Genomic DNA, 26024 nt, shown 5'->3' on the forward strand with positions numbered 1-26024 from the left:
ACAGACCCAAAGGGCGTTTCTGCGGTGACGGCTTTCCTGCCGTCCGGGTCAGCTTGCGCTGCTCGACTCCCTGCCAATTTTCTCCGGGATACAGGTTTACGCAGATGAGCAAGACTTCTCTCGATAAGAGCAAGATCAAGTTCCTTCTTCTGGAAGGCGTCCACCCATCGGCTGTCGACGTTCTGAAAGCCGCCGGGTACACCAGCATTGAGTACATCACCAGTTCTCTGCCGGAAGCCCAGCTCAAGGAAAAGATCGCCGACGCGCACTTTATCGGCATTCGCTCCCGCACTCAGCTGACCGAAGAGATCTTCGACCACGCCAAGAAACTCGTGGCTGTCGGCTGTTTCTGCATCGGCACCAACCAGGTCGACCTCAATGCAGCGCGCGAGCGCGGCATCGCGGTGTTCAATGCACCGTACTCCAACACCCGTTCCGTAGCGGAGCTGGTGCTGGCCGAGGCCATCCTGCTGCTGCGCGGTATCCCTGAGAAGAACGCTTCCTGCCACCGTGGCGGCTGGATCAAGAGCGCGGCCAACTCCTTCGAAATCCGCGGCAAGAAGCTGGGTATCGTCGGCTACGGCTCGATCGGCACGCAACTGTCGGTGTTGGCTGAAGGCCTGGGCATGCAGGTGTTCTTCTACGACACCCTGACCAAGCTGCCATTGGGCAACGCCACCCAAGTGGCCAGCCTGACCGAGCTGCTGGGCATGTCCGACATCGTCACCCTGCACGTTCCGGAAACGGCCGAGACCCAGTGGATGATCGGTGAGAAGGAAATCCGCGCGATCAAGAAAGGCGGGATCCTGATCAACGCCGCTCGCGGCACCGTGGTCGAGCTGGACGCCCTGGCCGACGCGATCAAGGACAAGCACCTGATCGGCGCTGCCATCGACGTGTTCCCGGTGGAGCCGCGCTCCAACGATGACATCTTCGAAAGCCCGCTGCGTGGCCTGGACAACGTGATCCTGACCCCGCACATCGGCGGCTCCACCGCTGAAGCCCAAGCCAACATCGGCCTGGAAGTCTCGGAAAAACTGGTCAAGTACAGCGACAACGGTACCTCGGTATCGTCGGTCAACTTCCCGGAAGTGGCCCTGCCGGCTCACCCGGGCAAGCACCGCCTGCTGCACATCCACCAGAACATCCCTGGCGTGATGATGGAGATCAACAAGGTCTTCGCGGAAAACGGCATCAACATCTCCGGTCAGTTCCTGCAGACCAACGAGAAGGTCGGCTACGTGGTGATCGACGTCGACGCCGAGTACTCGGACCTGGCGCAAGAGAAGCTGCAGCACATCAACGGCACTATTCGTAGCCGCGTGTTGTTCTAAGGCTTCAAGCGCTGGATAAAAAATGGGAGACCCGCAGGGGTCTCCCATTTTTTTGCCCGAATAACGCTTATTTGACGTTAACGGTGATCACTTTCGAGGCGACTGTGGGTTCGAACTGGCGATGCACGTTGTCGCCGGCCACCAGTTGCAGGGTGTGCTTGCCTGGCGTCAGGGTCAGCTCGGTTTCGGTCTGCGCCTTGCCGAAGTGAATCGAGGTAGGCGTGGCCGGGATCGCCTCATTGGCGTTGAGCGACTCCACCTTCTGGTCTACCAACAGATGGTGGTGCCCGGCGTTAGGCACTTGCTTGTCGATCGGTTCCAGGTCCAGCTTCTTGACGCCGAATTTGACGGTGAAGGTTTTATCAACGGTGGCGCCATCTTTCGGCGAGACGATGAACACTTCGGCACCTTCAGGCGCAGGCGTACGAGGAAGGTCTGCGGCACTGGCCAACATCGAGGTACCCAGCAAAAGGCTGGCAATCGTTGCACGGGACAAAAGGGCTTTCATTCGCTTCTCCAGTTTTTCGGTGAAATCTGTAGGGTTATGACAACTTCGCGATAAATTGCGGTCCAAGGCACCCGACACCATAACAAAACGTTGCTGAACGGCGCCTCGCCTGTACGAATTCTTTAGGAGTGACCATGCGCTTTTCGCCTGGCCTGTTGCTGTTGCTTCCTCTTCTGAGCCCCTTGGCTCATGCCGAACTGATTGACGACGTAAACGATCGCGGTGAACTGCGCATCGCCCTGGAAGCCGACACCCCGCCGTACAATTTCAAAGAGGGCGACAAACTCGCAGGCTTTGAAGTGGAGCTGGGTGAACTGCTGGCCAAGGAGATGGAGGTGCGCTCCTCGTTTATTACCACCGATAACGCGGACCTGCTGTCCGGTGTGGAAACCGGCAAGTACGACGTGGCCATTAACCATATGGCTATGACTGCCGAGCTTGAGGATCGTTTCGATTTCAGTGAGCCTTACCACCAGAAGCCGGCATTGGCGATCCCGTTCCAGAAGGGCAACCCGGCGTTCAAGACCAGTTTGAACGGCGCGTTGAAGCGGGTTAAGGACGATGGCCGGTTGAAGGCGCTGGCGCAGAAATGGCTCAAGGTGCAATAAATGTGGGAGCTGGCAAGCCAGCTCCCACATTTGATCTGTTTAAGCTTCTTAAAGCTGCGTGAGGGCCGCCGCCGCCTCAGGCAACTGCAACTCACTGAACACCTGCACACCATGGCGCTTGAGCAGCGCCGCCGTGACGCCTTCGCCACTGACCTTCACCCCGCTGAAGGTGCCGTCATAGGTCAACAGATTGCCGCAGGATGGGCTGTTGGCCTTGAGAATGGCGATGCGGATGTGATGGCGTTGCACCAGCGCCAAGGCTTGGCGGGCACCGTCGAGAAAGGCGCTGGTGAAGTCTTCGCCCTCGGCCGTCAGCACCTGGGCGCGGCCTTCCCACACGTCGATGCCCTGCCCGCCTGGGATTTCGGCCGATGGCCGCGGTGTGGGCAAGCCGCCCGCCACTTCCGGGCAGATGGCAACCACGCGGCCTTCAGCTTGCCACGCTGCCAGTGGGTCGAATGGGCCGCTGGCCCCGCCGTCGTAGCGCACCTTGTGCCCGAGCAGGCAGCGGCTGACCAGAATCTTTTCCATGTTTAAAACGGCTCGTTGCCCCGCCGGCGAAACCAGCCCGTCAAGGACAGGCGTTCGCGCGTAGCGGGCAGGACTTCGTGAGGCACCTCGCCCGACAGGAATACCACCAGGCAGCCCCCGGTGGGCACCACGTCGTATTCGACACCGCCCTTGAGGTACATGCGCAGTTGGCCGCCATGCTCGGGCAGCCAGGCGTCGTTCAAGTAGATCACCGCCGAGACCATGCGCCGGTCATCGTCGCGAAAACGGTCTACATGCTTGAGGTAAAACGCTCCCGGCGGGTACATCGCGAAGTGGCTTTCGAAATCTTCCAGGCCCAGGAACAGGCTGCGATTCATCGCCAGGCGCAGGCCGTCCATCACGCCCATGTAGGTGTCGCAGATAGGCGCGTCCCCCTCCTCCAACCACTGGATATGGTCGCCGCGAATGCCTTCGCGAATCTCCTGGGCCGGCCCACGCCCTACCGCTGCGGGCGCCAGTTCACCCTGCGCCGCACGTTTACGGCACTCAGCCGCCAGCTCCAGGGTCAGAGCCTGGGGCAGGAAGCCATTTTGCTGCGACCAGCCTTTTTCGGCCAAGTCGTCGACGATGCGTTGCAGCAGCGGGTGATCGAGGGGTATTTGCATGGCGCGCATAGTATCCATACGCCTGAAAATCCGACAGCGCCGTTGAGCGTCTGAATGCACTTTAGTCAGGTGACCGATAGGACTTCTCGACAAATCCTACGCCCGACACGGACAATAGTGGCCGACTGACAGGAGTCCTTATGCGTCGTTTGTTTTTTTCTGTGTTGATGTTCTGCGTTTTGCCCGCCTGGGCAGACGGCCATGACCAGTTGTACAAGGTCGCCGGCTGGGCCGAACAACGTGCGCACTTCAATGACGCCCTCAGTGCCGCCCAGCAGCGCTACCGCAATAGCCTGCCGCCGGTGGTGTACCAGGCGCTGGTGGACAACAGCAATAAACGCTTTGCCGCCCAGGCCATGGACCAGCGTGCCGAGGCGCAACTGCGCAAGCACTTGCCCGACCCGAAACCTGCCCTGGCGTTTTTCCAGTCGCCCCTGGGCCGCAAGATCGTCGCCGCTGAGTTGCTGGCCACGCGCCGCGATCAACTGGCGAAAAACGCACAGGGCCTGCCCAAACTCGAAGCCGATGCCACCCGCAGCCTGATCATCGGCCACCTGGCCCAGGCCCTGCCCGCCCGCGAGGCCGGTGCCGAGGTCAGCCTGGCGATTGCAGGCGTGGCGGCCGACAGCTTGAGCCAGATGATCCCCGGCCTGCTCGGCGGTGGCCAGGCGCAAGGAATGTTGAATGGCCAGCGCGAGCGGTTGATGCAGCAGATCGACAAGGATTTGAACAATACCTTGCTGTATGTCTATCGGGATTTGTCCGACCCGGAGCTGGAAGAGTTCGCCACCTTTGCCGAGTCGCCGGAGGGCAAGGCGTATTATCAGGCCGCCCTTGCAGCCATTCGCGCAGGGCTTGCCGTTGGTCAAAGCACCTCAAGCCTGACGCAGTAAACCCTGTCGGAGCTGGCTTGCCTGCGATTGCGCTGTGTCAGTGACACCGCTATCGCAGGCAAGCCAGCTCCCACATTTGGACTGCGTTATTTCAGGTGATCCGTGAGGAAGTTAAAATATGCTTCGCGAATCTGCGGAATTTCATTGGCCAAGTGATGCCGACCCCGCTTGAGCATCAACACCTCAGGCCGGTCGAACTTACCCCGCAACACCTGCAAATTGTGCTGCCAGTCCACCGTCATATCTTCCTCACCCTGCACGATCACCGGGCGCCGGGGGCTGCGTGGTGCGGCTTCGATGCGTTTGATCCAGCGCGCCAGCGACCCCACCCAGGCGGTAGGCAGCTGGCGAGGCTGTAGCGGGTCGGCTTCCAGGAACGGCTTGAACGCAGGGTCGTTGGAGTTATCGCTGAAACGCCGGGCGATGCCTTTGACGAACGGGCGCAGCAGGTAATAGCTGACCTGCGACCAACCCCAGGCACGCGGCCGCACCAAAGGCGACAGCAGGAAAGTCTTGCCCTGGGCCGGACTCTGGGCGCCGTGGTTGAGCAGGTGGTCCACCACGATGGCGCCGCCGGTGCTTTGCCCGAACAGGTGCCAGGGTTGCGGCAATTGCAGCGCCTTGGCCTCGACGAATAACGCCTGCACTACGCTCTGGTACACCGCAAAGTCATCAATGCTGGCGCGTGCGCCGCTGGACAAGCCATGGCCAGGCAGGTCGCAGGCGATCACCACGAAGCCCTGGTCCAACGCCCAATCCACCACATGGCGATACAGCCCCATGTGATCGTAGAAACCGTGGAACAGGAACATCGTCGCCACTGGCGCTGGCGGCCACCAGACCTGGGCCACCACCTCGAACCCATCCACCTCCAAGCGCCCCAGGCGGCTCACCGCCGGCACCTGGCGTGCGGCCAGGTCGAGCCCGTAGAAACGCTGGTAAACCCTCGCCTCGGCTGACAGCGGTTGCGCATCCACCAGGGGGCGCAAGCTTTCGCGCAGATGATCAGGGTCAAAGGTGACGGGCATAAAGGTTTCCAGACTTGCGGTGAAGATGAATATCGAGCTGCGATATTCATCTGTCAGGACAAGCATGGCAAGCTACGCGACCTGCGAGGATACATCCAATGCGACCGCCCTACCGTAACGCCCTGTTCGCCAGCCTGATCCTGGTTATCTGCGCCGGGGTGCTGTGGGTGGCCTATGACTGGTTCCAGGGCCGCTACCTGCGCGCCTTCAGCGAACACACCGCGGTATTTTCCGGCGATGCGCTGCAACTACCCGCAGCTCTCAGCGGCCCTGGCCCGATTCGCCTGGTGCACTTCTGGGACCCGGCGTGCCCGTGCAATGTCGGTAACCAGCAACACCTGGGCGAGTTGATCGAGCAGTACGCGCCCCAAGGGGTGGAGTTCTATGCCCTGCAAAAACCCGGCAGCCACGGCCAGTTGCCCGAGAACCTGCGCCATCTGAAAGTCCTCGATGCCCTGCCCGGCGCCGACAAAATACCCGCCAGCCCGGCCGTGGGCATTTGGGACCGCACCGGCAAGCTGGCGTATTTCGGCCCCTACAGCGAAGGCCTGACGTGCAACGCCAGCAACAGTTTTATCGAGCCAATTCTCAAGGCCCTCGGAGCCGGACGCGAAGTGAATGCCACTCACACCCTCGCGGTAGGCTGCTATTGTTCGTGGCCTAAGGATCTGTAGTCCGTCCACTTTGGTAAGGAATGTTCATGAAGCGCGTCTTGCAGGTTTTTGCGGTGCTGATTGTGCTGGTCGCCCTGGGCGTCGGTTGGTACGTCTACAGCAAACAACCCACGCGCCAGGGCACGGTGACGCTGGCGCACCTGCAAGGCTCGGTCACGGTGCGCTACGACGACCGTGGCGTACCGCATATACGCGCCGAAAACGAAGCCGACCTGTACCGCGCCCTGGGCTATGTGCATGCCCAGGACCGCCTGTTCCAGATGGAGATCATGCGGCGCCTGGCCCGTGGCGAACTGGCCGAGGTGCTGGGGCCCAAGCTGCTGGAGACCGACAAACTGTTTCGCAGCCTGCGCATTCGCGAGCGCGCCTTGAGCTATGTGGAGCACATGGACCCTGGCTCAGCCTCGTCCAAGGCCCTGCAAGCCTACCTGGACGGGATCAACCAGTATCAGGACAGCCACGCCAGCCCCATGGAATTCGATGTGCTGGGCATCGCCAAGCGCCCGTTTACCGCCGAAGACAGCATCAGCGTCGCCGGGTACATGGCCTACAGCTTTGCCGCAGCCTTTCGCACCGAGCCGGTACTGACCTATGTGCGCGACCGACTGGGCAGCGCCTACTTGAACGTCTTCGATCTCGACTGGCAACCCAAGGGCGCTCTCAACCTGGCGGCCAGCGATTGGCAGACCCTTGGCGCCATCGCCGCCCTGAGCGAACAGGCCCTGGCCGACAACGGCCTGCCGCAGTTCGAAGGCAGCAATGCCTGGGCCGTCAGCGGCAGCCATACCCAAAGCGGCAAACCGTTGCTGGCGGGTGACCCTCATATCCGTTTCTCGGTGCCTTCGGTCTGGTACGAGGCGCAGCTGTCGGCGCCAGGCTTCGAGTTGTACGGCTACCACAACGCGCTGGTACCGGTGGCGTTCCTGGGGCACAACCTGGACTTCGGCTGGAGCCTGACCATGTTCCAGAATGACGATCTCGACCTGATCGCCGAAAAGGTCAATCCGGACAACCCCAACCAGGTCTGGTACCACGACCAATGGGTGGACATGAGCAGCAGCGAGCAGCAGATCCAGGTAAAGGGCCAGGCGCCGGTGACCCTCACCCTGCGCCGCTCGCCCCACGGCCCGATCATCAACGACGTGCTCGGTGATAACGCCGGCAGCACACCGATTGCCATGTGGTGGGCGTTCCTGGACAGTGAAAACCCGATCCTCGATGGTTTCTATCAGCTCAACCGTGCCGACACCCTGCCCAAGGCACGTGCCGCAGCCGCCAAGGTTTCGGCGCCAGGCCTGAACATCGTGTGGGCCAATGCCAAGGGCGATATCGGTTGGTGGGCAGCGGCGCAGTTGCCGATCCGCCCGGCCGGCGCCAACCCGGCGTTCATCCTCGACGGCAGCACTGCCCAGGCCGACAAGCTGGGTTTCTACCCCTTCAGTGCCAACCCCCAGGAAGAAAACCCGCCGCGCGGCTATGTGGTGTCCGCCAATGCCCAGCCGGCATCGCCCACCGGCATGCCGATCCCCGGTTATTACAACCTGGCTGACCGCGGCCAGCAGTTGAACGCGCAGTTGAGCGACACAAGCGTGAAGTGGGATGTGACCAACAGCCAGGCCCTGCAACTGGGCACCACCACCGCCTACGGCCCACGCCTGCTGGCGCCGCTGTTGCCGGTGCTGCGCGAGGTGGTCAAGGACCCGGCGCAACTCAAACTGGTGGAACAGCTTGCCAACTGGAAGGGTGACTACCCACTGGACTCCACCAATGCCACGCTGTTCAACCAGTTGCTCTTCAACCTCAGCGACGCAACCTTTCACCCCAAACTCGGCGATGCCTTGTTCAAGACCCTGCTCGGCACCCGCGTGATCGACGCCGCCTTGCCACGCCTGGCCGCGTCGGCAGACTCACCCTGGTGGAACGGCAATCGGGCCGATACCGTCAAGCTCGCCTGGGACAACAGCCTGGCCCATCTCAAGGCTGCGTTCGGCGATGACCCGGCACAGTGGCAGTGGGGCAAGGCGCACACCCTGACCCACGGCCACCCGCTGGGCCTGCAAAAACCGCTGGATAAAATCTTCAACGTCGGCCCCTTCCCGGCACCGGGCAGCCACGAAGTGCCGAACAACCAGACCGCCCCGATTGGCCCGGCGCCGTGGCCTGTGACCTACGGCCCGTCGACACGGCGCCTGATCGACTTCGCCGACCCGGCCCACGCCCTCACCATCAACCCGGTGGGGCAAAGCGGTGTGCCCTTTGATACGCACTATGGCGACCAGGCGCAGAGCTATATCGAGGGCAGGTATGAGCAGGCGCACTTCAGTGAGGAGGAAGTGACAGCCAATACCCGCGGCACCTTGAAACTGCTGCCCGCCCGATGATCGTTCCCACGCTCCGCGTGGGAATGCAGCCATGGACGCTCCGCGTCGGCCCTTAGAAACGGGACGCAGAGCGTCCCAAGAGGCGTTACCACGCAGAGCGTGGGAACGATCACGCACGCTCAAACCGGCGCCGCAAAGTTAAGCCTGAACTGTTGCGGCGTGACGCCCAGCCGGCGGTTGAACACACTGCGCATGTGCTGGGCGTCGCGAAAGCCGCATTGAAAGGCCACGGTCTTAAGCGGTGCGTGGCTGCTTTCAAGCATCACGCGCGCCGCATCCACGCGCGCCCTCTCGACAAATTCCGCCGGCGTAATCCGCGCTTCACGGGCAAACACCCGGGAGAAATTGCGCGCACTCATATTGGCCGCCTTGGCCAGGTCGGCAATGGTCAAGTCTCCCGTCAGGTTGGCCAGCACGTACAGCTGCACCAGCGCCACCGCCGAGGTGGTTTCGGCATGGGGCGTGAGGAACGGGCTGAACTGCGATTGCCCGCCCGAGCGCTGGGTGAACACCACCAGGCGCTTGGCCACGCTCAGGGCCACTTCCGGGCCGTGATCCTGGGCCAGCAAGTACAACGACAGGTCGATACCTGCCGTGACCCCGGCGGAGGTGTAGAGCTTGCCGTCCTGCACATAGAGACGGTCGGCTTCGACCTGGGCCGAGGGACACAGGCGCGCCAGGCTGGCGGCATCGTTCCAATGGGTAGTGACGGTCTTGCCGTCCAGCAGACCTGCGCGGGCCAGCATGAAGGCGCCATTGCAGATCGAGCCGAAGCGCTGCGCCTTCGCGGCGGCCGCGCGCAGCCAAGCGTCAAACTCGAAGCCGAAATCCTCGAAGGGTAACTGCGGGCCACCGGCGACCAGCAACAGGTCATAGGGTTGCCGGGCTTCGCTGTAGTGCTTGTGCGCCTGCAGTGACAAACCGTTGGAGGCCGCCATGGCGCCGTGGCCAAAGCCGAGTACTTCCAGCCGATAGTGATCCTCGGGCGCCAGGAAGCGGTTGGCCTCGCAGAACACATCCATCGGCCCGGTCACGTCCAGCGACTGGACACCGGGGAAGATCAGGATGGCGACGGTTTTGCCCATGGTCACAAACACCTTTTTCCAACTGGATAAACGCGACCCCCCTGTGGGAGCTGGCTTGCCTGCGATGCAGACGACTCGGTACCTCAGGTACACCGAGGTGATGCTATCGCAGGCAAGCCAGCTCCCACAGGGGATCGCCTACATGCTTGGCACGATGTGGCGGCACATTGGCCGGGATCGCCTCCCTGTGGCGATAGCCGCTTCAGGGTCATGGGACCAGACTGGAATCTTTCCAGAGGAGATCCACCATGAGCACCACCATAGCCGGTATCCAGATCCCTGACAGCACCTTGGCCAGGGCCACCAGCGAATACATCCGCGACGTCGAATCGGACCTGCTCTACCACCATTCGCGCCGGGTCTTCCTGTTCGGCGCCTTGAGCGGTGAGCGCAAGCAATTGGCCTACGACCCGGAGTTGCTCTACGTCGGCGCGATGTTCCATGACCTGGGCCTGGTGGAGGGCCACCGCAGTGACGACGAGCGCTTCGAAGTGGACGGCGCCAACGCCGCCGCCGCATTTCTCAAGCCCTATGGGTTGAGCGATGACGATATCGAACAAGTGTGGTTGTCCATCGCCCTGCACACCACGCCGGGCGTGCCGAAACACCTGCGCCCCACCGTAGCGCTGGTGACCGCTGGTGTGGAGATGGATGTGCTGGGCATGGACTACGCCGCGTTCAGCAGCGCGCAGCGCGAAGCGGTGGTGCATGCACATCCACGGGGTGAAGGGTTCAAGGAGTGCATCATCTGCGCGTTCGCAGACGGCTTGCGCCATCGCCCGCAGACCACGTTTGGCAATGTTAAGACCGACGTGCTGGTGGACCAGGAGCCGGGGTTCAAGCCGATGAATTTTGTGCAGGTGATCCGCACGTCGCCGTGGGCGATGTAATCAACCTGAAATGCAATCAAATGTGGGAGCTGGCTTGCCTGCGATGACGGTGAGTCAGCACCTTATAAGTGACTGATACACCGCCATCGCAGGCAAGCCAGCTCCCACACTTTTACCCTGTTCCAGCAGTTAGACCGGCGCTGGCGCCCGGCGCTTGTCCGGCTGCTGCCAGCCATCCGCTGCGGCTTCTTCAATCGCTTGCTGAATAGCCTTCTTGCGATGCTCTTCGGCCCGACGGCTGAAGAACCACACCAGGAAGGTCACCAGCGACACCGCCAACAGAATCAGGCTCGCCACGGCGTTGATCTCGGGTTTAACCCCCAGACGCACCGCCGAGAACACTTCCATTGGCAAGGTGGTGGAACCAGGGCCCGACACGAAGCTGGCCAGTACCAGGTCGTCCAGCGATAGCGCGAACGACATCATGCCGCCCGCTGCCAGCGATGGCGCGATCATTGGGATGGTGATCAGGAAGAACACCTTCCATGGCCGTGCGCCCAAGTCCATCGCCGCTTCTTCGATCGACAGGTCCAGCTCACGCAAGCGCGCCGACACCACCACCGCCACATACGCCGCACAGAAGGTGGTGTGGGCGATCCAGATGGTGACGATGCCACGTTCCTGGGGCCAGCCGATCATCTGTGCCATGGCCACGAACAGCAGCAACAACGACAGACCGGTGATCACTTCGGGCATCACCAACGGTGCCGTCACCAGGCCACCGAACAGCGTGCGGCCCTTGAACTGGCTGATGCGCGTCAGCACGAAGGCGGCCAGGGTACCCAACGCCACCGCCGCCACCGCCGTGTAGCAGGCGATTTCCAGGGAGCGGGCCACCGAGCCCATCAACTGGGTGTTGTCCAACAGGCCCACGTACCACTTGATCGACCAACCGCCCCACACTGTCACCAGCTTGGATTCGTTGAACGAGTAGATCACCAGGATCAACATCGGCAGGTAGATGAACAACAAGCCTGCGACCAGCATGAAGCTGGAGAAACGAAAGCGCTTCATATCTTGCCCTCCAGCTCTTTGGCTTGGCTGCGGTTGAACAGGATGATCGGCACGATCAGGATCGCCAGCATCACCACCGCCAGGGCAGACGCCACCGGCCAGTCACGGTTGTTGAAGAACTCTTGCCACAACACCTTACCGATCATCAGGGTTTCCGGGCCGCCGAGCAGTTCAGGAATCACGAACTCGCCCACCACCGGGATAAACACCAGCATGCAACCGGCGATGATGCCGTTCTTGGACAGCGGCACGGTGATTTTCCAGAAGCTGTTGAAGGTGCTCGAACCGAGGTCCGAAGCGGCTTCCAGCAGGCTCTGGTCGTGCTTCACCAGGTTGGCGTACAGGGGCAGGATCATGAACGGCAGGTACGAATAGACCACGCCGATGTACACCGCGATGTTGGTGTTGAGGATCTGCAGCGGCTCGTTGATCAAGCCCATGGACAGCAGGAAGCCATTGAGCAGGCCGTTGTTGCTGAGGATGCCCATCCACGCATACACCCGGATCAGGATCGCGGTCCAGGTGGGCATCATGATCAGCAGCACCAGCACGGTCTGCATCTCTTTGCGCGCGGTGGCAATGGCGTAGGCCATCGGGTAGCCGATCAGCAGGCACAGCAGCGTGCTGAAAAACGCCATCTTCAGCGAGCCCAGGTAGGCGGCGATGTACAACTCGTCGCCCGCCAGCAAGCTGTAGTTGGCCAGGTTCAGCACCACCTCCAGCTTTTGCTCAACGTAGGTATAGATCTCGGTATAGGGCGGGATCGCCACATCGGCTTCGGCAAAGCTGATTTTCAGCACGATGAAAAACGGCAGTGCGAAAAACAGGAACAGCCAGAGGAAGGGAATCCCGATGACCACCTGCTTGCCATTGGGCACGATGCGATCCAAGCGCCGCTTGAATTTCTTCATGTTCATGAGCGAAGTACCACGCCGCTGTCGTCTTCCCACCACACGTACACCTGGTCACCCCAGGTTGGGCGCTGGCCACGGCGTTCGGCGTTGGCGACGAAAGACTGCACCAGCTTGCCGCTCGGCAGCTCCACGTAGAACACCGAGTGGCCGCCCAGGTAGGCGATGTCGTGCACCTTGCCGCTGGACCAGTTGTGCTCGCAGGTTGGCATTTCAGTGGTCACCAGCAGCTTTTCCGGGCGAATCGCGTAGGTCACCGACTTGTCTTCCACCGAGGTGGCGATGCCGTAGCCCACGTAGATGTCGCGGTCCAGGTCCGGGCACTTGAGCACCGCGTGGCCTTCAGCGTCGTCCACCACTTGGGTGTCGAAAATGTTGACGTTGCCAATGAACTCGCACACCAGGCGGCTGGTGGGCGTTTCGTAGATATCGATGGGGCTGCCGATCTGGGCGATCCAGCCCAGGTGCATGATCGCGATGCGTTCGGCCATGGTCATGGCCTCTTCCTGGTCGTGGGTCACCATCACGCAGGTCACGCCGACGCGCTCGATGATTTCCACCAACTCCAGTTGCATCTGCGAGCGCAGCTTCTTGTCCAGGGCGCCCATCGGCTCATCGAGCAGCAGCAGTTTCGGGCGCTTGGCCAGGGAGCGGGCCAGTGCCACGCGCTGGCGTTGACCGCCGGACAGTTGGTGCGGCTTGCGCTTGGCATATTGGCTCATCTGTACCAGCTTGAGCATCTCGGCCACGCGTGCGTCGACTTCAGCCTTGGGGATCTTGTCCTGTTGCAGGCCGAAGGCGATGTTCTGCGCCACGGTCATGTGCGGGAACAAGGCGTAGGACTGGAACATCATGTTGATCGGCCGCTCGTAGGGCGGCATGTCGGTGATGTCCACACCGTCGAGGTAGATGCGACCTTCGGTTGGGCGCTCGAAACCTGCAAGCATGCGCAGCAAGGTGGATTTGCCCGAACCCGAACCGCCGAGCAAGGCGAAGATCTCGCCTTTCTTGATTTCCAGGGACACATCGTCCACGGCAATCGTCTCGTCGAACTTCTTCGTGACCCGGTCGATTTTGACCAACACCTTTTTCGGTGTCTGGTCGCCCTCGAGGGCTTTCTTATAGGCGCCGGAGGCAACTGCCATTTACGAAACTCCCAAAAAAAACTGTGCAGCCGGCCCAATGCGGGCCAGCCTTGGATAGTTTGAGCCTTACTTGCCCGTCTTGACCTTGGTCCAGCTACGGGTCATTAAACGCTGCACTTTCGGGGGTAGCTCAAAGTTGACGAATGTCCGCTCGAGAACCGCCTGCGGTGGGTAAACCGCTGCGTCGGTGCGTATCGATTGCTCCATCAGTTTGTCCGCCCCTGGGTTAGGGTTGGCGTAACCGACTTGATCGCTGACCTGAGCGATCACCTCAGGCTGCAGCAAATAGTTGATGAAGGCATGGGCTTCCTTGACGTTGCTGGCATCCTTGGGAATCGCCAGCACGTCGAACCACAGGTTGCCGCCTTCTTTGGGAATCGTGTAGGCGATGTTCACGCCTTTGCCCGCCTCCGCCGCACGGGCCTTGGCCTGGAACACATCGCCGGAGAAACCGGCCGCCACGCAGATGTTGCCGTTGGCCAGGTCCGAAATGTATTTGGAGGAATGGAAGTAGGTCACGTAGGGCCGCACTTTCAGCAGTTTTTCCTCGGCCTTCTTGTAGTCGGCCGGGTTGGTGCTGTTGGGGTCCAGGCCCATGTAGTTGAGTACTGCGGGCAGCATTTCATCGGCCGAGTCCATGAACGACACGCCGCAAGTGGCCAACTTCTTCATGTTTTCCGGTTCGAACAACACGGCCCAGGAGTCGATCTTGTCGACCCCCAGCACTTCCTTGACCTTGTCGACGTTGTAGCCAATGCCATTGGTGCCCCACAGGTACGGCACCGCGTACTGGTTGCCCGGGTCGTTCTTTTCCAGGCGCTTGAGCAGCACCGGGTCGAGGTTGGCGTAGTTTGTCAGCAGTGACTTGTCGAGCTTCTGGAATGCCCCGGCCTTGATCTGCTTGCCCAGGAAATGGTTGGACGGCACCACCACGTCGTAGCCGGTGCGCCCGGCGAGCAACTTGCCTTCCAGGGTTTCGTTGGAGTCAAACACGTCATACACAGGCTTGATACCGCTGGCCTTTTCGAAGTTGGCCAGGGTGTCGGGGCCGATGTAGTCCGACCAGTTATAAATATGCACCGTCGGTGCGGCCTGTACGCTGGCAGCCAGCGTGATACCTGCACCCACCAGCATGGCTTTGCGAAATAAAGAAATTGGCAAGTGGAGGTCCTCTTGAATAGTTGGGGGCCTTGAAGTTGTTGCCCGGCAACAAAACCGGCGCGCAACTTACCGTCGATAAACCGATCCGGCAAAACTTTCTTTGATCTAATTTGTGGGAGGGGGCTTGCCCCCGATGGCGATGCACCATCCGAGAGAATCGCCGACTGACACTCCGTCATCGGGGGCAAGCCCCCTCCCACAGGTTTTGAGGCTTACTTGCCCGATTTGATCTTGGTCCAGCTACGGGTCATTTCACGCTGAGTTGCCGCTGGCATGTCGGCAATGGCGTAGAGCTTGGATTGCACTTCGGCCGACGGATAAATACCCGGGTCGCTGGTGATGTCTTTATCGACCAGGGCAGTGGCTTTCTCGTTACCGTTCGGGAAACGCACACTGTTGGTGATCGCGGCCATGACGTCTGGCTTGAGCAGGTAGTTCATGAATGCGTAGGCAGCCTCGACGTTTTCGGCATCCTTGGGAATGGCGACCATGTCGAAGAAGCTGCCAGCACCTTCCTTGGGAATGTCGTAGGCGATCTTGACCTTGCCACCGGCTTCAGCCGCGCGGGTTTTGGCCTGTTCGATGTCACCCGAGTAGCCCACAGCCACGCAGATGTTGCCGTTGGCCAGGTCGGAGATGTACTTGGAGGAGTGGAAGTAGCCGATCGAAGGACGGATTTTCATGAACAGGTCTTCGGCCTGTTTCAGATCAGCCTTCTTCGTAGTGTCGGTCGGCAGGCCCAGGTAATGCAGCGCTACCGGCAGCATTTCGGTTGGCGAATCGAGGAAGCTCACGCCGCAGCTTTTCAGCTTGGCGATGTTTTCCGGCTTCATCAGTACGTCCCACGAGTCGATCTTGTCCACGCCCAGTGCGGCCTTGACCTTCTCCGGGTTGTAGCCGATGCCCATCGAGCCCCACATGTACGGGAAGGCGTGCTTGTTGTCCGGGTCGCTGACCGATACGGCCTTGAGCAGGGATTTGTTCAGGTTGCCGTAGTTGGACAGCTTGGACTTGTCCAGCTCCTGGTAGACACCGGCCTTGATCTGCTTGGCGAGGAAGCTGTTCGACGGCACGACGATGTCGTAGCCGGACTTGCCTGCCAACAACTTGGCTTCCAGGGTTTCGTTGCTGTCAAAAACGTCGTACACCACTTTGATGCCCGACTCTTTTTCAAAGTTGGCGATGGTGTCCGGTGCAATGTAGTCGGACCAGTTGTAAACGTGCAGCACTTTATTGTCTGCCTGGGCCGCGCCCGCCATTGCGCCCATCAGGGACAAGGCGAGGAGAGTCTTGCCAGCGTTCTTCAAACCTAATGCCTTCATTTGGTGATGCTCCAATTTTTTCTTTTTTGGGCCACAAGCGTTGTATGTTTTACGGCCCAACCGAAGGGCAACAAAACAGGGCGACAGTCTGGCAAGTTCAGGGGCCGGCTTTCAACCAAAGCCCCTGCATTTTTAACTGCCCAGTGCACCGCGCACTGAGCCTAGCACTTAGCCCTGCAAGGCAGCCAAAGTCAGGTCCAGGCAATGGCGGGCCTTGGTGACCAGCTCGTCGATTTCAGCCTTGCTGATGACCAGTGGCGGCGAAATGATCATGGTGTCGCCCACGGCGCGCATGATCAGGCCATTTTCAAAGCAGAAGGTTCGGCAGATCATGCCGGCGCCTTTGCCTTCGTGACGCTTGCGCGTCGCCTTGTCCTGCACCAGCTCGATCGCACCGAGCATACCGACGCCGCGTACTTCACCCACCAGCGGATGATCGCCCAGTTCCCTCAGACGTTTCTGCAAATACGGTGCCGTTTCGTCGTGCACACGGTTAACGATTTTTTCATCGCGCAGGATGCGGATGTTTTCCAGCGCCACGGCCGCGGCCACCGGGTGGCCGGAGTAGGTAAAGCCGTGGTTGAAATCGCCCCCTTCGTTGAGCACCGCCACCACTTCGTCACGCACGATCAGGCCGCCCATGGGCACGTAGCCCGAGGTCAGGCCCTTGGCGATGGTCATCATGTGCGGCTTGAGGTCGTAGAAATCGCTACCGAACCACTCACCGGTACGGCCGAAGCCGCAGATTACTTCGTCGGCGACAAACAGGATGTCGTACTTGGCGAGGATTTCCTTGATGCGCGGCCAGTACGTGGCAGGCGGCACGATCACGCCACCGGCACCCTGGATCGGCTCGGCAATAAAGGCGCCGACGTTGTCCACGCCCAGCTCCAGGATTTTCTCTTCCAACTGGTTGGCGGCCCACACACCGAATTCCTCGGGGCTCATGTCGCCGCCTTCGCCAAACCAGTACGGCTGAGCGATGTGGGTAATGCCCGGGATCGGCAAGTCGCCCTGCTCGTGCATATAGGTCATGCCGCCCAGGCTGGCGCCGGCCACGGTAGAGCCGTGGTAGCCATTCTTGCGGGCAATGATGGTTTTCTTGTTGGGCTGGCCCTTGATCGCCCAGTAGTGGCGGACCATGCGCAACATGGTGTCGTTGCCTTCGGAGCCAGAGCCGGTGAAGAACACGTGGTTCATGCCAGCCGGCGCGACATCGGAAATGACCTTGGCCAACTCCAATACCGGTGGGTGTGCGGTCTGGAAGAACAGGTTGTAGTACGGCAGTTCTTTCATCTGCTTGGCGGCGGCATCGGCCAGTTCATCGCGACCGTAACCGATCGCCACGCACCACAGGCCGGCCATGCCGTCGAGGATCTTGTTGCCTTCGCTGTCCCACAGGTAAACACCGTGGGCTTTGGTGATGATCCTTGGGCCTTTCTCTTTCAATTGCTTGAAGTCGCTGAACGGCGCCAGGTGGTGATCATTGCTCAAGGCTTGCCATTCACGGGTTTGCGGGTTGTTGCTGGACATACCAATCTCCTAGACTTTTCAGTGAAGGCGCGCCATTTAAAAGGCGCGCCCGGCGCATCAGACGGCGAAGAGCAGGAATTCCCGCTCCCACGAACTGATCACGCGCTTGAAGTTTTCATGCTCGGCCCGCTTGACCGCGACGTAGCCCGTGATGAATTTTTGCCCCAGGTATTTCTCGATGGTCTTGCTGTTTTCCATGCGTTCCAGGGCGTCTTCGATGGTCAACGGCAGGCGCAGGTTGCGTCGCTCGTAACCACGGCCCACCACCGGCGCGCTCGGGTTATGGCCTTCGACCATGCCGATGTAGCCGCACAACAGGCTGGCGGCAATCGCCAGGTACGGGTTGGCGTCGGCGCCCGGCAGGCGGTTTTCCACGCGGCGGTTCTGCGGGCCGGCATCCGGTACGCGCAGGCCGACGGTGCGGTTTTCTTCGCCCCATTCCACGTTCACCGGCGCCGAGGTATCGGGCAGGAAGCGGCGGAACGAGTTCACGTTGGGGGCGAATAAAGGCAGCAATTCAGGGATGAACTTCTGCAGGCCGCCAATATGGTTGAGGAACAGTTGGCTCATGGTCCCGTCTTCATTGGAGAAGACGTTCTTGCCGGTGGCAATGTCGATGATGCTCTGGTGCAGGTGCATCGCGCTGCCGGGCTCGCCGGTCATGGGCTTGGCCATGAAGGTGGCGGCCACGTCGTGCTTGAGCGCGGCTTCGCGCATGGTGCGCTTGAACACCAGGATCTGGTCGGCCAGAGACAGGGCATCGCCGTGACGGAAGTTGATTTCCATCTGCGCGGTGCCGTCCTCGTGGATCAGGGTGTCGAGGTCCAGTTCCTGCAGTTCGCACCAGTCGTAGACGTCTTCGAACAGCGGGTCGAATTCGTTGGCTGCTTCTATAGAGAAGGACTGGCGACCGGTTTCCGGGCGGCCGGAGCGGCCAATCGGCGGTTGCAGCGGGAAGTCCGGGTCTTCGCAGCGCTTGGTCAGGTAGAACTCCATCTCCGGCGCCACGATGGGCTGCCAGCCGCGGTCGGAGTAGAGCTTGAGGACTTTCTTGAGCACGTTGCGCGGCGACAGCTCGATCGGGTTGCCTTGCTTGTCGTAGGTGTCGTGGATCACCTGGGCAGTCGGCTCGATGGCCCAGGGCACCAGGAATACCGCGTTCTGGTCGGGGCGGCAGATCATGTCGATGTCGGCCGGGTCGAGCAATTCGTAATAGATGTCGTCTTCGACATAGTCGCCGGTCACGGTCTGCAACAGAACACTCTCGGGCAGGCGCATGCCTTTTTCGGCAATGAACTTGTTGGTCGGCGAGATCTTGCCTCGGGTAATACCGGTGAGGTCGCCAATCATGCATTCGACTTCTGTGATCTTGTGGTCTTTCAACCAATCGGTGAGCTGGTCGAGGTTGTTACTCATAAATGCCTCTGGGCTGGGTTTCCTGGCATCCATTAAAGGCCAGGCGTTGGTTGACGCAGCATCCGCGTCGTTTTTTCATTCAGGGTAGGAGCTTACCTGCCATTTGCCCATGGGTTGCATTCCTCAGGCCAAAGTTGTGCGCAATTATGATCGGCACGGCGGATGAGGGTCGCTCAGTGGCGTCGGAGATGGCAAAAAGGAGATCGGCCGGGCCGTCAAGAATATTGGCCGGTGCCTGGGCATTCACACGGGGCGAACGAGCTGCGGACAAAGCCTGGCTGGAGCAGGCGCAGACGCCGATTGGCGGCAGGTGAAACATGAAGCACCCCGGTATTATTGCTGTTATGGGTTTGAATCGAGCTTAGCCTTGTTCATTTTTTTACACAACACCCCCGTAAAAAATCCTACACGGCCCGCTCAAGCCTGCAGGTCCCAAGCCCCTAAAACCCAAAAAACCGCCCCAAAACCCCGCAAAAAAGGCTCCACGGCGCTTTTTTAGGGCAAAAAATGCCTCGCTTGACTTCGGCAGGCCGTTCGGGTTGACTGAAACCAGAAAAGATCAATGATTGATATTTTTAACAACAAAGGTGTTGCATCATGTCGGTACCCCCGCGTGCCGTTCAGCTTAACGAAGCGAACGCGTTCCTTAAGGATCATCCTGAGGTTCTGTACGTAGACCTTCTAATTGCGGATATGAATGGTGTGGTGCGCGGTAAGCGCATCGAACGCACCAGCCTCCACAAGGTTTACGAGAAGGGCATTAACCTGCCTGCCTCTTTATTTGCCCTGGATATCAACGGCTCTACGGTGGAAAGCACCGGCCTGGGCCTGGACATCGGTGATGCTGACCGAATCTGTTATCCAATCCCCGACACCCTGTGCAATGAACCCTGGCAAAAGCGCCCTACCGCGCAACTGCTGATGACCATGCACGAACTTGAAGGTGAACCTTTCTTCGCCGATCCGCGCGAAGTGCTCCGCCAAGTTGTTACCAAGTTTGACGACCTCGGTCTGACCATCTGCGCCGCCTTCGAGCTTGAGTTCTACCTGATCGACCAGGAGAACGTGAACGGCCGCCCACAACCGCCCCGCTCGCCGATCTCCGGCAAACGCCCGCACTCGACACAGGTCTACCTGATCGACGACCTCGACGAATACGTCGACTGCCTCCAGGACATTCTGGAAGGTGCCAAGGAGCAAGGCATCCCGGCGGACGCCATCGTCAAGGAAAGTGCCCCGGCGCAGTTCGAAGTGAACCTGCACCACGTTGCCGACCCGATCAAGGCCTGCGATTACGCGGTACTGCTCAAGCGCCTGATCAAGAACATCGCCTACGACCATGAGATGGACACCACCTTCATGGCCAAGCCTTACCCAGGCCAGGCAGGCAACGGTTTGCACGTGCACATCTCCATTCTGGACAAGGACGGCAAGAACATCTTTGCCAGCGAGGATCCCGAGCAGAACGCCGCATTGCGTCACGCGATCGGCGGTGTGCTGGAGACCCTGCCCGCCCAAATGGCGTTCCTGTGCCCCAACGTCAACTCCTACCGTCGTTTCGGCGCACAGTTCTACGTGCCGAACTCGCCGTGCTGGGGCCTGGATAACCGCACCGTGGCGATTCGCGTACCCACCGGCTCGTCCGATGCCGTGCGTATCGAACACCGTGTGGCTGGCGCCGATGCCAACCCTTACCTGCTGATGGCCTCGGTATTGGCGGGCGTACACCACGGCCTGACCAACAAGATCGAGCCGAACGCTCCGGTGGAAGGCAACAGCTACGAGCAGAACGAGCAGAGCCTGCCGAACAACCTGCGCGATGCCCTGCGTGAGTTGGACGACAGCGAGGTGATGGCCAAGTACATCGATCCTAAATACATCGATATCTTCGTCGCCTGTAAGGAAAGTGAGCTGGAGGAGTTTGAACACTCCATCTCCGACCTTGAGTACAACTGGTACCTGCATACCGTGTAAGCGGTTGCTGCAATAAAAGAACGCCGCTGATTTTGGTCAGTGGCGTTTTTTTATGGGTTTATTTTGGGAAACCGGGTTGGCCTCATCGCAGGCAAGCCAGCTCCCACATTTGATCGCGTTCCAACCTTGAAATGCGTTCCATTGTGGGAGCTGGCTTGTCGGGTCGCCGCATCGCTGCGATAGCGGCCTGGCAGACAACACACCTTCCTGCTCATACAATGCCCGCTGCCTTGTAGGAGACATCCATGACCACCCGCCCCGCCGCCCCTCGCAAACCCCGCGCCCGCAGCCAGGCCCGGATCGATGCGATCCTCGACGCCGCCCGCACCTTGCTGGCCGCCGAAGGTGTGGCCAGTTTGTCGATCTACAGCGTGGCCGAACGAGCACAGATACCACCGTCATCGGTGTACCACTTTTTCGCCAGTGTGCCGGCGTTGCTGGAGGCGTTGACCGCTGACGTTCACGCAGCCTTTCGCGCCGCCATCCAGGCACCCATCGAGCATGAATCGCTCAAGCATTGGCGGGACCTGTCCTACATCGTTGAACAACGCATGCTCAGCATCTACAGCAACGATGCCGCGGCGCGCCAGTTGATCCTGGCTCAGCACGGGTTGACCGAAGTGACCCAGGCCGATCGCCAGCATGATCTGGAATTGGGCGACTTGATGCTGGCGGTGTTCAATCGCCACTTTGAAGTGCCAATGCTACCGAGCGATGTGGACGTGTTTGCCCTGGCATTGGAGTTGAGCGACCGCGTGTACGCGCGCTCGGTGCATCAGCATGGGCTGATTACGCCGCGCATGGCGGAGGAAGGGATGCGGGTGTTTGACGCGTATGTGGGGCTTTATTTGCCGGCCTATCTGCCCAAGCGCTGATCGTTCCCACGCTCTGCGTGGGAATACATCCCGTGGCGCTCTGCGTCACCTTTGGCACAGCGGGACGCGGAGCGCCCCAGGCGGCATTCCCACGCAGAGCGTGGGAACGATCAGTGGCGTTATCACAACTTGGCAATCGACACCTCAGTGGATTTCACAAAGGCAATCACTTCACTGCCGATCACCAGCTCCAACTCCTTGACCGAACGCGTGGTGATCACCGAGGTGACAATGCCGGACGCGGTCTGCACGTCAATTTCCGACAGCACGTCGCCAACCACGATTTCCTTGATGGTGCCTTTGAACTGGTTACGCACGTTGATGGCTTTAATAGTCATGGTGTTTTTCCTGTGTGAGTTATTGAGCCCAACGCAATTGCGTCGGCAGCGGTGAAACAGGTTCGGGTTCCGGTGGGGAACCGGGTAGCGACAGCACGCGGTTGAGCACTTCGGCTTCCAGCGCGGCCAGGCGGTGTGAGCCACGGGCCCGTGGGCGTGGCAGGTCGATGTTCAGGTCGAGGCCGATTTCCCCGTTTTCAATCAGAATCACGCGGTCGGCAATCGCCACGGCTTCGCTGACGTCGTGGGTCACCAGCAACACCGTGAAACCGTGCTTGCGCCACAGGTTTTCGATCAGTTGCTGCATCTCGATGCGGGTCAGGGCATCCAGTGCGCCCAGCGGCTCATCGAGCAGCAACAGGCGCGGCTGATGGATCAACGCCCGTGCGAGTGCCACGCGCTGTTTCTGGCCACCGGACAACGCCGCCGGCCATTCATTGGCGCGCTCGGCCAGGCCAACCGCTTCCAGCGCATCCAGCGCTTTGGGCCGCCAGTCGCCCTTGAGGCCGAGGCCGACGTTATCGATGATCTTTTTCCAGGGCAGCAAACGCGCTTCCTGGAACATCAACCGTGTATCTTCAATCGCTTCGTGCAGTGGCGCGGAGCCGGCCAGCAGCTCGCCGCCACTGGCTTTGTCCAGCCCCGCCAACAGGCGCAGCAAGGTACTTTTGCCGCAACCGCTGCGGCCGACCACAGCCACGAACTGCCCCGCGGGAATATGCAGGTCAATCTCTTTGAGCACTTCGCGGGTACCAAAGGCCTTGCGCAATTTGCGCACCGCCAGTGGGATACCCTTCAACAGACGCGGAGGTTGTTGGGCCGTCATGCTGCACCTCCTTTGACTTGATACGCCGGGTGCCAGCGCAGCCACACACGTTCCAGCCCACGGGCTGCCAGGTCGGCCAGTTTGCCGAGGATGGCGTACATGACGATGGCCAGTACCACCACGTCGGTTTGCAGGAATTCACGGGCATTCATCGCCAGGTAACCGATGCCGGAACTTGCCGAAATGGTTTCCGCCACGATCAGCGTCAGCCACATGAAGCCCAGGGCGAAGCGCACCCCCACCAGGATCGACGGCAGCGCGCCCGGCAGAATCACTTGCCAGAACAGGCTGAAACCGGACAAGCCATAGCTGCGCGACATCTCCACCAATGCCGGGTCGACATTGCGAATGCCGTGGTAAGTGTTCAGGTAGATCGGGAACAAGGTCCCCAGGGCCACCAGGAAAATTTTCGCGGTCTCATCAATGCCGAACCACAGGATCACCAGCGGAATCAGCGCCAGGTGCGGCACGTTGCGGATCATCTGCACGGAGCTGTCGAGCAAGCGCTCGCCCCACTTCGACAAGCCGGTGATAAAGCCCAGGGCCAGACCGATGCTGCCTCCGATCACAAAGCCCAGGCCGGCGCGCCAGCCGCTGATGGCCAGGTGCGTCCAGATTTCGCCGCTGACCACCAGGTTCACCCCGGCTTCGATCACTGCACTCGGCGCTGGCAGAATGCGCGTCGACAACCAACCCGCCGACACCGACAACTGCCACACCGCCAGCAATAAGATCGGCAGCACCCAGGGCGCCACGCGATGGCTGATTTTTTCCAAGTCCATAACGGCGCCTCAGCTCTGTGACGCAGCTTTGGGAAGGATGTCGTTGGCAACCATCTCGCCAAACGGGCTGACGTAGCCGGCGCTTTTGGGCAGCTCGGGACGTTCGATATCCAGGTGCGGGAACAACAGCTCGGCGACCCGATACGACTCTTCCAGGTGTGGATAACCGGAGAAGATAAAGGTATCGATACCCAGGTCCGCATACTCCTTGACCCGTGCCGCAACCGTGGGGCCATCGCCCACCAGCGCCGTCCCTGCGCCGCCACGTACCAGGCCGACGCCGGCCCACAGGTTGGGGCTGACTTCCAGGTTGTCACGGCTACCACCATGCAAGGCTGCCATGCGTTGCTGGCCCACCGAATCGAAGCGCGCCAAGGACGCCTGGGCGCGGGCGATGGTCTCGTCGTCCAGGTGGGAGATCAGTTTGTCGGCGGCTTTCCAGGCTTCGTCGTTGGTTTCGCGCACGATTACATGCAAGCGAATGCCAAAGCGCACCGTGCGTCCCAGTTTTGCAGCCTTGGCGCGTACCTGCGCGATCTTTTCCGCAACGGCTGCCGGCGGCTCGCCCCAGGTCAGCACCATCTCGACCTGTTCGGCCGCAAGGTCCTGGGCGGCTTCGGAGGAACCTCCGAAATACAGCGGCGGGCGTGGTTGTTGAATCGGTGGGTAGAGCAATTTTGCGCCTTTGACGCTGATGTGCTCGCCGTCGTAGTCCACGGTCTCGCCTTCCAGCACACGGCGCCAGATGCGGGTGAATTCCACCGACGCCTGGTAGCGTTCTTCATGGCTCAAGAACAATCCGTCGCCAGCCAGTTCTTCCGGATCGCCACCGGTGACCAGGTTGAACAGCGCACGGCCACCAGACAGGCGATCCAGGGTCGCGGCCTGACGCGCGGCCACGGTCGGGGAGATGATCCCAGGGCGCAGGGCAACCAGGAATTTCAAGCGCTGGGTCACGGGGATCAGCGAGGCGGCCACCAACCACGAGTCTTCGCAAGAGCGACCCGTAGGGATCAACACCCCGCCGAAACCCAGGCGGTCAGCAGCCTGAGCCACTTGTTGCAAGTAACCGTGGTCGACAGCGCGGGCGCCTTCGGCGGTGCCAAGGTAATGACCGTCGCCGTGGGTGGGCAGGAACCAGAAAATATTGAGGCTCATGGAGTTGTCTCCTGAATGAAGTCGGATTACGGCGCTTTGGCAACCGCGGCGGGTGGCGTCCAGATCACGTCCTTGATGCTCAAGGGCTTGGGGATCAATTTGAGTTGGTAGAAGGTGTCTGCGATTTTCTGCTGGGCGGCGACCACTTCCGGGGTCAGGAACAGCGCGCCGTAGCCCTGGCGTTTCACCGATGTGAGGGTGATATCTGCCGGCAGGCCGAGCAGTGGGGCGACCTGCTCAGTCACTTCCTGCGGGTTGGCCTTGGACCATTCGCCTACCGCACGCACCTCTTCCACCAACGCCTTGATCACTTGCGGGTGCTGTTCGGCGTAGGGTTTGGTGGCCAGGTAAAACTGATGGTTGTCGGCAATCCCGGTGCCGTCTCGCAGGGTGCGCGCTTGTAGTTGCTTCTCGGCGGCGGCCTGGTACGGGTCCCAGATCACCCAGGCGTCCACGCTGCCACGCTCGAACGCAGCACGGGCATCGGCGGGGGGCAGGAACACGGTCTTTACGTCGGTGTAGTTGAGGCCGGCATCTTCCAGGGCACGCACTAGCAGGTAGTGCACGTTGGAGCCTTTGTTGAGCACGACCTTTTTACCCTTGAGCTCGGCCACCGATTTGATCGGCGAGTCATTGGGCACCAGGATCGCTTCGCTGGTAGGCGCGGGTGGTTCGTAGGCGACGTAGAGCAGATCGGCGCCAGCCGCCTGGGCAAACACCGGTGGGGTTTCGCCAGTAACGCCGAAGTCGATGGAGCCGACGTTCAGGCCCTCGAGCAATTGCGGGCCACCGGGAAACTCGGTCCACTGCACCTGCACGCCTTGGTCGGCCAAGCGCTTTTCCAGGGTGCCCTTGGCCTTGAGCAGCACCAGGGTGCCGTACTTCTGATAACCGATCCGCAAGGTCTCGGCGGCTTGGGCTTGAACGATGGCGCCGAAGGACACAGCCGCAGCAAAGAGTGCGACCAGACCACGACGCAAGATGACAGTGCGCATGGCGCTCTCTCCAACT

The 26024-nt window shown here is 60.6% G+C and carries 25 protein-coding genes; 8 read left to right on the forward strand and 17 right to left on the reverse strand.

Translation table 11 applies throughout. From position 1 onward, the window contains the following. Nucleotides 1–104: 104 nt before the first annotated feature. Nucleotides 105–1334 carry a phosphoglycerate dehydrogenase gene (serA, locus tag AC07S6_RS06350; RefSeq protein ID WP_003195214.1) on the forward strand — a complete coding sequence of 410 codons (1230 nt, stop codon included), beginning with the start codon at nucleotides 105–107 and terminating at the stop codon, nucleotides 1332–1334. A 67-nt stretch (nucleotides 1335–1401) separates the two neighbouring features. Here the strand turns inward: serA and AC07S6_RS06355 are convergent, their stop codons facing one another. Further along, complete coding sequence (locus tag AC07S6_RS06355) at nucleotides 1402–1842, reverse strand: DUF4399 domain-containing protein (protein WP_034128985.1); 441 nt, start codon at nucleotides 1840–1842, stop codon at nucleotides 1402–1404. A 134-nt stretch (nucleotides 1843–1976) separates the two neighbouring features. On the opposite strand from AC07S6_RS06355, the gene AC07S6_RS06360 reads away from it, so the two are divergent. Further along, a complete protein-coding gene (locus tag AC07S6_RS06360; RefSeq protein ID WP_495111944.1) occupies nucleotides 1977–2450 on the forward strand; it encodes a transporter substrate-binding domain-containing protein in 474 nt (157 codons plus the stop codon). Nucleotides 2451–2498: 48 nt separating this feature from the next. On the opposite strand, the gene AC07S6_RS06365 is transcribed toward AC07S6_RS06360, so the two are convergent. Further along, nucleotides 2499–2981 (reverse strand): 2-thiouracil desulfurase family protein, encoded by a 483-nt coding sequence (locus tag AC07S6_RS06365; RefSeq protein WP_127880382.1) that lies wholly within the window; start codon nucleotides 2979–2981, stop codon nucleotides 2499–2501. 2 nt (nucleotides 2982–2983) lie between these two features. Further along, nucleotides 2984–3616, reverse strand: coding sequence for a 2OG-Fe(II) oxygenase (locus tag AC07S6_RS06370; RefSeq protein ID WP_003195222.1), 633 nt, complete (start codon nucleotides 3614–3616; stop codon nucleotides 2984–2986). 131 nt (nucleotides 3617–3747) lie between these two features. Between AC07S6_RS06370 and AC07S6_RS06375 the strand changes: the two genes are divergently transcribed. After that, nucleotides 3748–4500 (forward strand): DUF2059 domain-containing protein, encoded by a 753-nt coding sequence (locus AC07S6_RS06375; protein ID WP_003195224.1) that lies wholly within the window; start codon nucleotides 3748–3750, stop codon nucleotides 4498–4500. An 86-nt stretch (nucleotides 4501–4586) separates the two neighbouring features. Here AC07S6_RS06375 and bipL read toward each other — a convergent pair whose 3' ends face one another. Then, the gene (gene bipL / locus AC07S6_RS06380; RefSeq protein ID WP_495111945.1) at nucleotides 4587–5528 is read right to left on the reverse strand and encodes a phospholipase BipL; all 942 of its coding nucleotides are present in this window, start codon (nucleotides 5526–5528) and stop codon (nucleotides 4587–4589) included. 98 nt (nucleotides 5529–5626) lie between these two features. On the opposite strand from bipL, the gene AC07S6_RS06385 reads away from it, so the two are divergent. Further along, nucleotides 5627–6202 carry a DUF6436 domain-containing protein gene (locus AC07S6_RS06385; protein WP_495111946.1) on the forward strand — a complete coding sequence of 192 codons (576 nt, stop codon included), beginning with the start codon at nucleotides 5627–5629 and terminating at the stop codon, nucleotides 6200–6202. A gap of 26 nt (nucleotides 6203–6228) precedes the next feature. Next, nucleotides 6229–8583, forward strand: a complete 2355-nt coding sequence (locus tag AC07S6_RS06390; RefSeq protein WP_197882815.1) for a penicillin acylase family protein — start codon at nucleotides 6229–6231, stop codon at nucleotides 8581–8583. A gap of 119 nt (nucleotides 8584–8702) precedes the next feature. Here the strand turns inward: AC07S6_RS06390 and AC07S6_RS06395 are convergent, their stop codons facing one another. Beyond that, nucleotides 8703–9668 carry a GlxA family transcriptional regulator gene (locus AC07S6_RS06395; protein WP_073451841.1) on the reverse strand — a complete coding sequence of 322 codons (966 nt, stop codon included), beginning with the start codon at nucleotides 9666–9668 and terminating at the stop codon, nucleotides 8703–8705. A 248-nt stretch (nucleotides 9669–9916) separates the two neighbouring features. On the opposite strand from AC07S6_RS06395, the gene AC07S6_RS06400 reads away from it, so the two are divergent. After that, the gene (locus AC07S6_RS06400) at nucleotides 9917–10558 is read left to right on the forward strand and encodes an HD domain-containing protein (RefSeq protein WP_236452484.1); all 642 of its coding nucleotides are present in this window, start codon (nucleotides 9917–9919) and stop codon (nucleotides 10556–10558) included. 129 nt (nucleotides 10559–10687) lie between these two features. Here the strand turns inward: AC07S6_RS06400 and AC07S6_RS06405 are convergent, their stop codons facing one another. The 7 genes from AC07S6_RS06405 to AC07S6_RS06435 form a co-directional block, all read right to left on the reverse strand. Continuing rightward, entirely contained in the window at nucleotides 10688–11572 is an 885-nt protein-coding gene (locus tag AC07S6_RS06405; RefSeq protein WP_003195236.1) for an ABC transporter permease subunit, read from the reverse strand. Next, nucleotides 11569–12489 carry an ABC transporter permease subunit gene (locus tag AC07S6_RS06410; RefSeq protein WP_057976417.1) on the reverse strand — a complete coding sequence of 307 codons (921 nt, stop codon included), beginning with the start codon at nucleotides 12487–12489 and terminating at the stop codon, nucleotides 11569–11571. Before AC07S6_RS06410 ends, AC07S6_RS06405 begins: the two co-directional genes overlap by 4 nt. After that, a complete protein-coding gene (locus AC07S6_RS06415) occupies nucleotides 12486–13628 on the reverse strand; it encodes an ABC transporter ATP-binding protein (protein ID WP_003195240.1) in 1143 nt (380 codons plus the stop codon). The genes AC07S6_RS06410 and AC07S6_RS06415 overlap by 4 nt, the downstream gene beginning before the upstream one ends. A 66-nt stretch (nucleotides 13629–13694) precedes the next feature. Beyond that, nucleotides 13695–14789 carry a polyamine ABC transporter substrate-binding protein gene (locus AC07S6_RS06420; RefSeq protein WP_014720384.1) on the reverse strand — a complete coding sequence of 365 codons (1095 nt, stop codon included), beginning with the start codon at nucleotides 14787–14789 and terminating at the stop codon, nucleotides 13695–13697. 212 nt (nucleotides 14790–15001) lie between these two features. Continuing rightward, the gene (locus AC07S6_RS06425; RefSeq protein ID WP_019817783.1) at nucleotides 15002–16096 is read right to left on the reverse strand and encodes a polyamine ABC transporter substrate-binding protein; all 1095 of its coding nucleotides are present in this window, start codon (nucleotides 16094–16096) and stop codon (nucleotides 15002–15004) included. Nucleotides 16097–16279: 183 nt separating this feature from the next. Next, nucleotides 16280–17644, reverse strand: coding sequence for an aspartate aminotransferase family protein (locus AC07S6_RS06430; protein ID WP_014720386.1), 1365 nt, complete (start codon nucleotides 17642–17644; stop codon nucleotides 16280–16282). 57 nt (nucleotides 17645–17701) lie between these two features. Next, the gene (locus AC07S6_RS06435; protein ID WP_003195249.1) at nucleotides 17702–19060 is read right to left on the reverse strand and encodes a glutamine synthetase family protein; all 1359 of its coding nucleotides are present in this window, start codon (nucleotides 19058–19060) and stop codon (nucleotides 17702–17704) included. Between the two features lie 597 nt (nucleotides 19061–19657). On the opposite strand from AC07S6_RS06435, the gene AC07S6_RS06440 reads away from it, so the two are divergent. Then, nucleotides 19658–21034, forward strand: a complete 1377-nt coding sequence (locus AC07S6_RS06440) for a glutamine synthetase family protein (RefSeq protein WP_003195252.1) — start codon at nucleotides 19658–19660, stop codon at nucleotides 21032–21034. 245 nt (nucleotides 21035–21279) lie between these two features. Further along, nucleotides 21280–21909 (forward strand): TetR/AcrR family transcriptional regulator, encoded by a 630-nt coding sequence (locus tag AC07S6_RS06445; RefSeq protein WP_490613502.1) that lies wholly within the window; start codon nucleotides 21280–21282, stop codon nucleotides 21907–21909. Nucleotides 21910–22031: 122 nt separating this feature from the next. On the opposite strand, the gene AC07S6_RS06450 is transcribed toward AC07S6_RS06445, so the two are convergent. The 5 genes from AC07S6_RS06450 to AC07S6_RS06470 are packed head-to-tail and all read right to left on the reverse strand — an operon-like array spanning nucleotide 22032 to nucleotide 26008. Beyond that, nucleotides 22032–22247 (reverse strand): TOBE domain-containing protein, encoded by a 216-nt coding sequence (locus AC07S6_RS06450; protein ID WP_003176783.1) that lies wholly within the window; start codon nucleotides 22245–22247, stop codon nucleotides 22032–22034. Nucleotides 22248–22266: 19 nt separating this feature from the next. Continuing rightward, nucleotides 22267–23073 (reverse strand): aliphatic sulfonates ABC transporter ATP-binding protein, encoded by an 807-nt coding sequence (ssuB, locus tag AC07S6_RS06455; protein ID WP_032902254.1) that lies wholly within the window; start codon nucleotides 23071–23073, stop codon nucleotides 22267–22269. After that, on the reverse strand, nucleotides 23070–23855 hold the full coding sequence (gene ssuC / locus AC07S6_RS06460) for an aliphatic sulfonate ABC transporter permease SsuC (protein WP_003195258.1): 786 nt from the start codon (nucleotides 23853–23855) through the stop codon (nucleotides 23070–23072). Before ssuC ends, ssuB begins: the two co-directional genes overlap by 4 nt. Nucleotides 23856–23864: 9 nt before the next feature. Next, nucleotides 23865–25013, reverse strand: coding sequence for an FMNH2-dependent alkanesulfonate monooxygenase (ssuD, locus tag AC07S6_RS06465; protein WP_003195260.1), 1149 nt, complete (start codon nucleotides 25011–25013; stop codon nucleotides 23865–23867). Between the two features lie 26 nt (nucleotides 25014–25039). After that, nucleotides 25040–26008 carry a sulfonate ABC transporter substrate-binding protein gene (locus AC07S6_RS06470; RefSeq protein WP_060766859.1) on the reverse strand — a complete coding sequence of 323 codons (969 nt, stop codon included), beginning with the start codon at nucleotides 26006–26008 and terminating at the stop codon, nucleotides 25040–25042. Nucleotides 26009–26024 lie beyond the last annotated feature (16 nt).

It is taken from the genome of Pseudomonas sp. GW821-FHT07B01 (assembly GCF_059419065.1).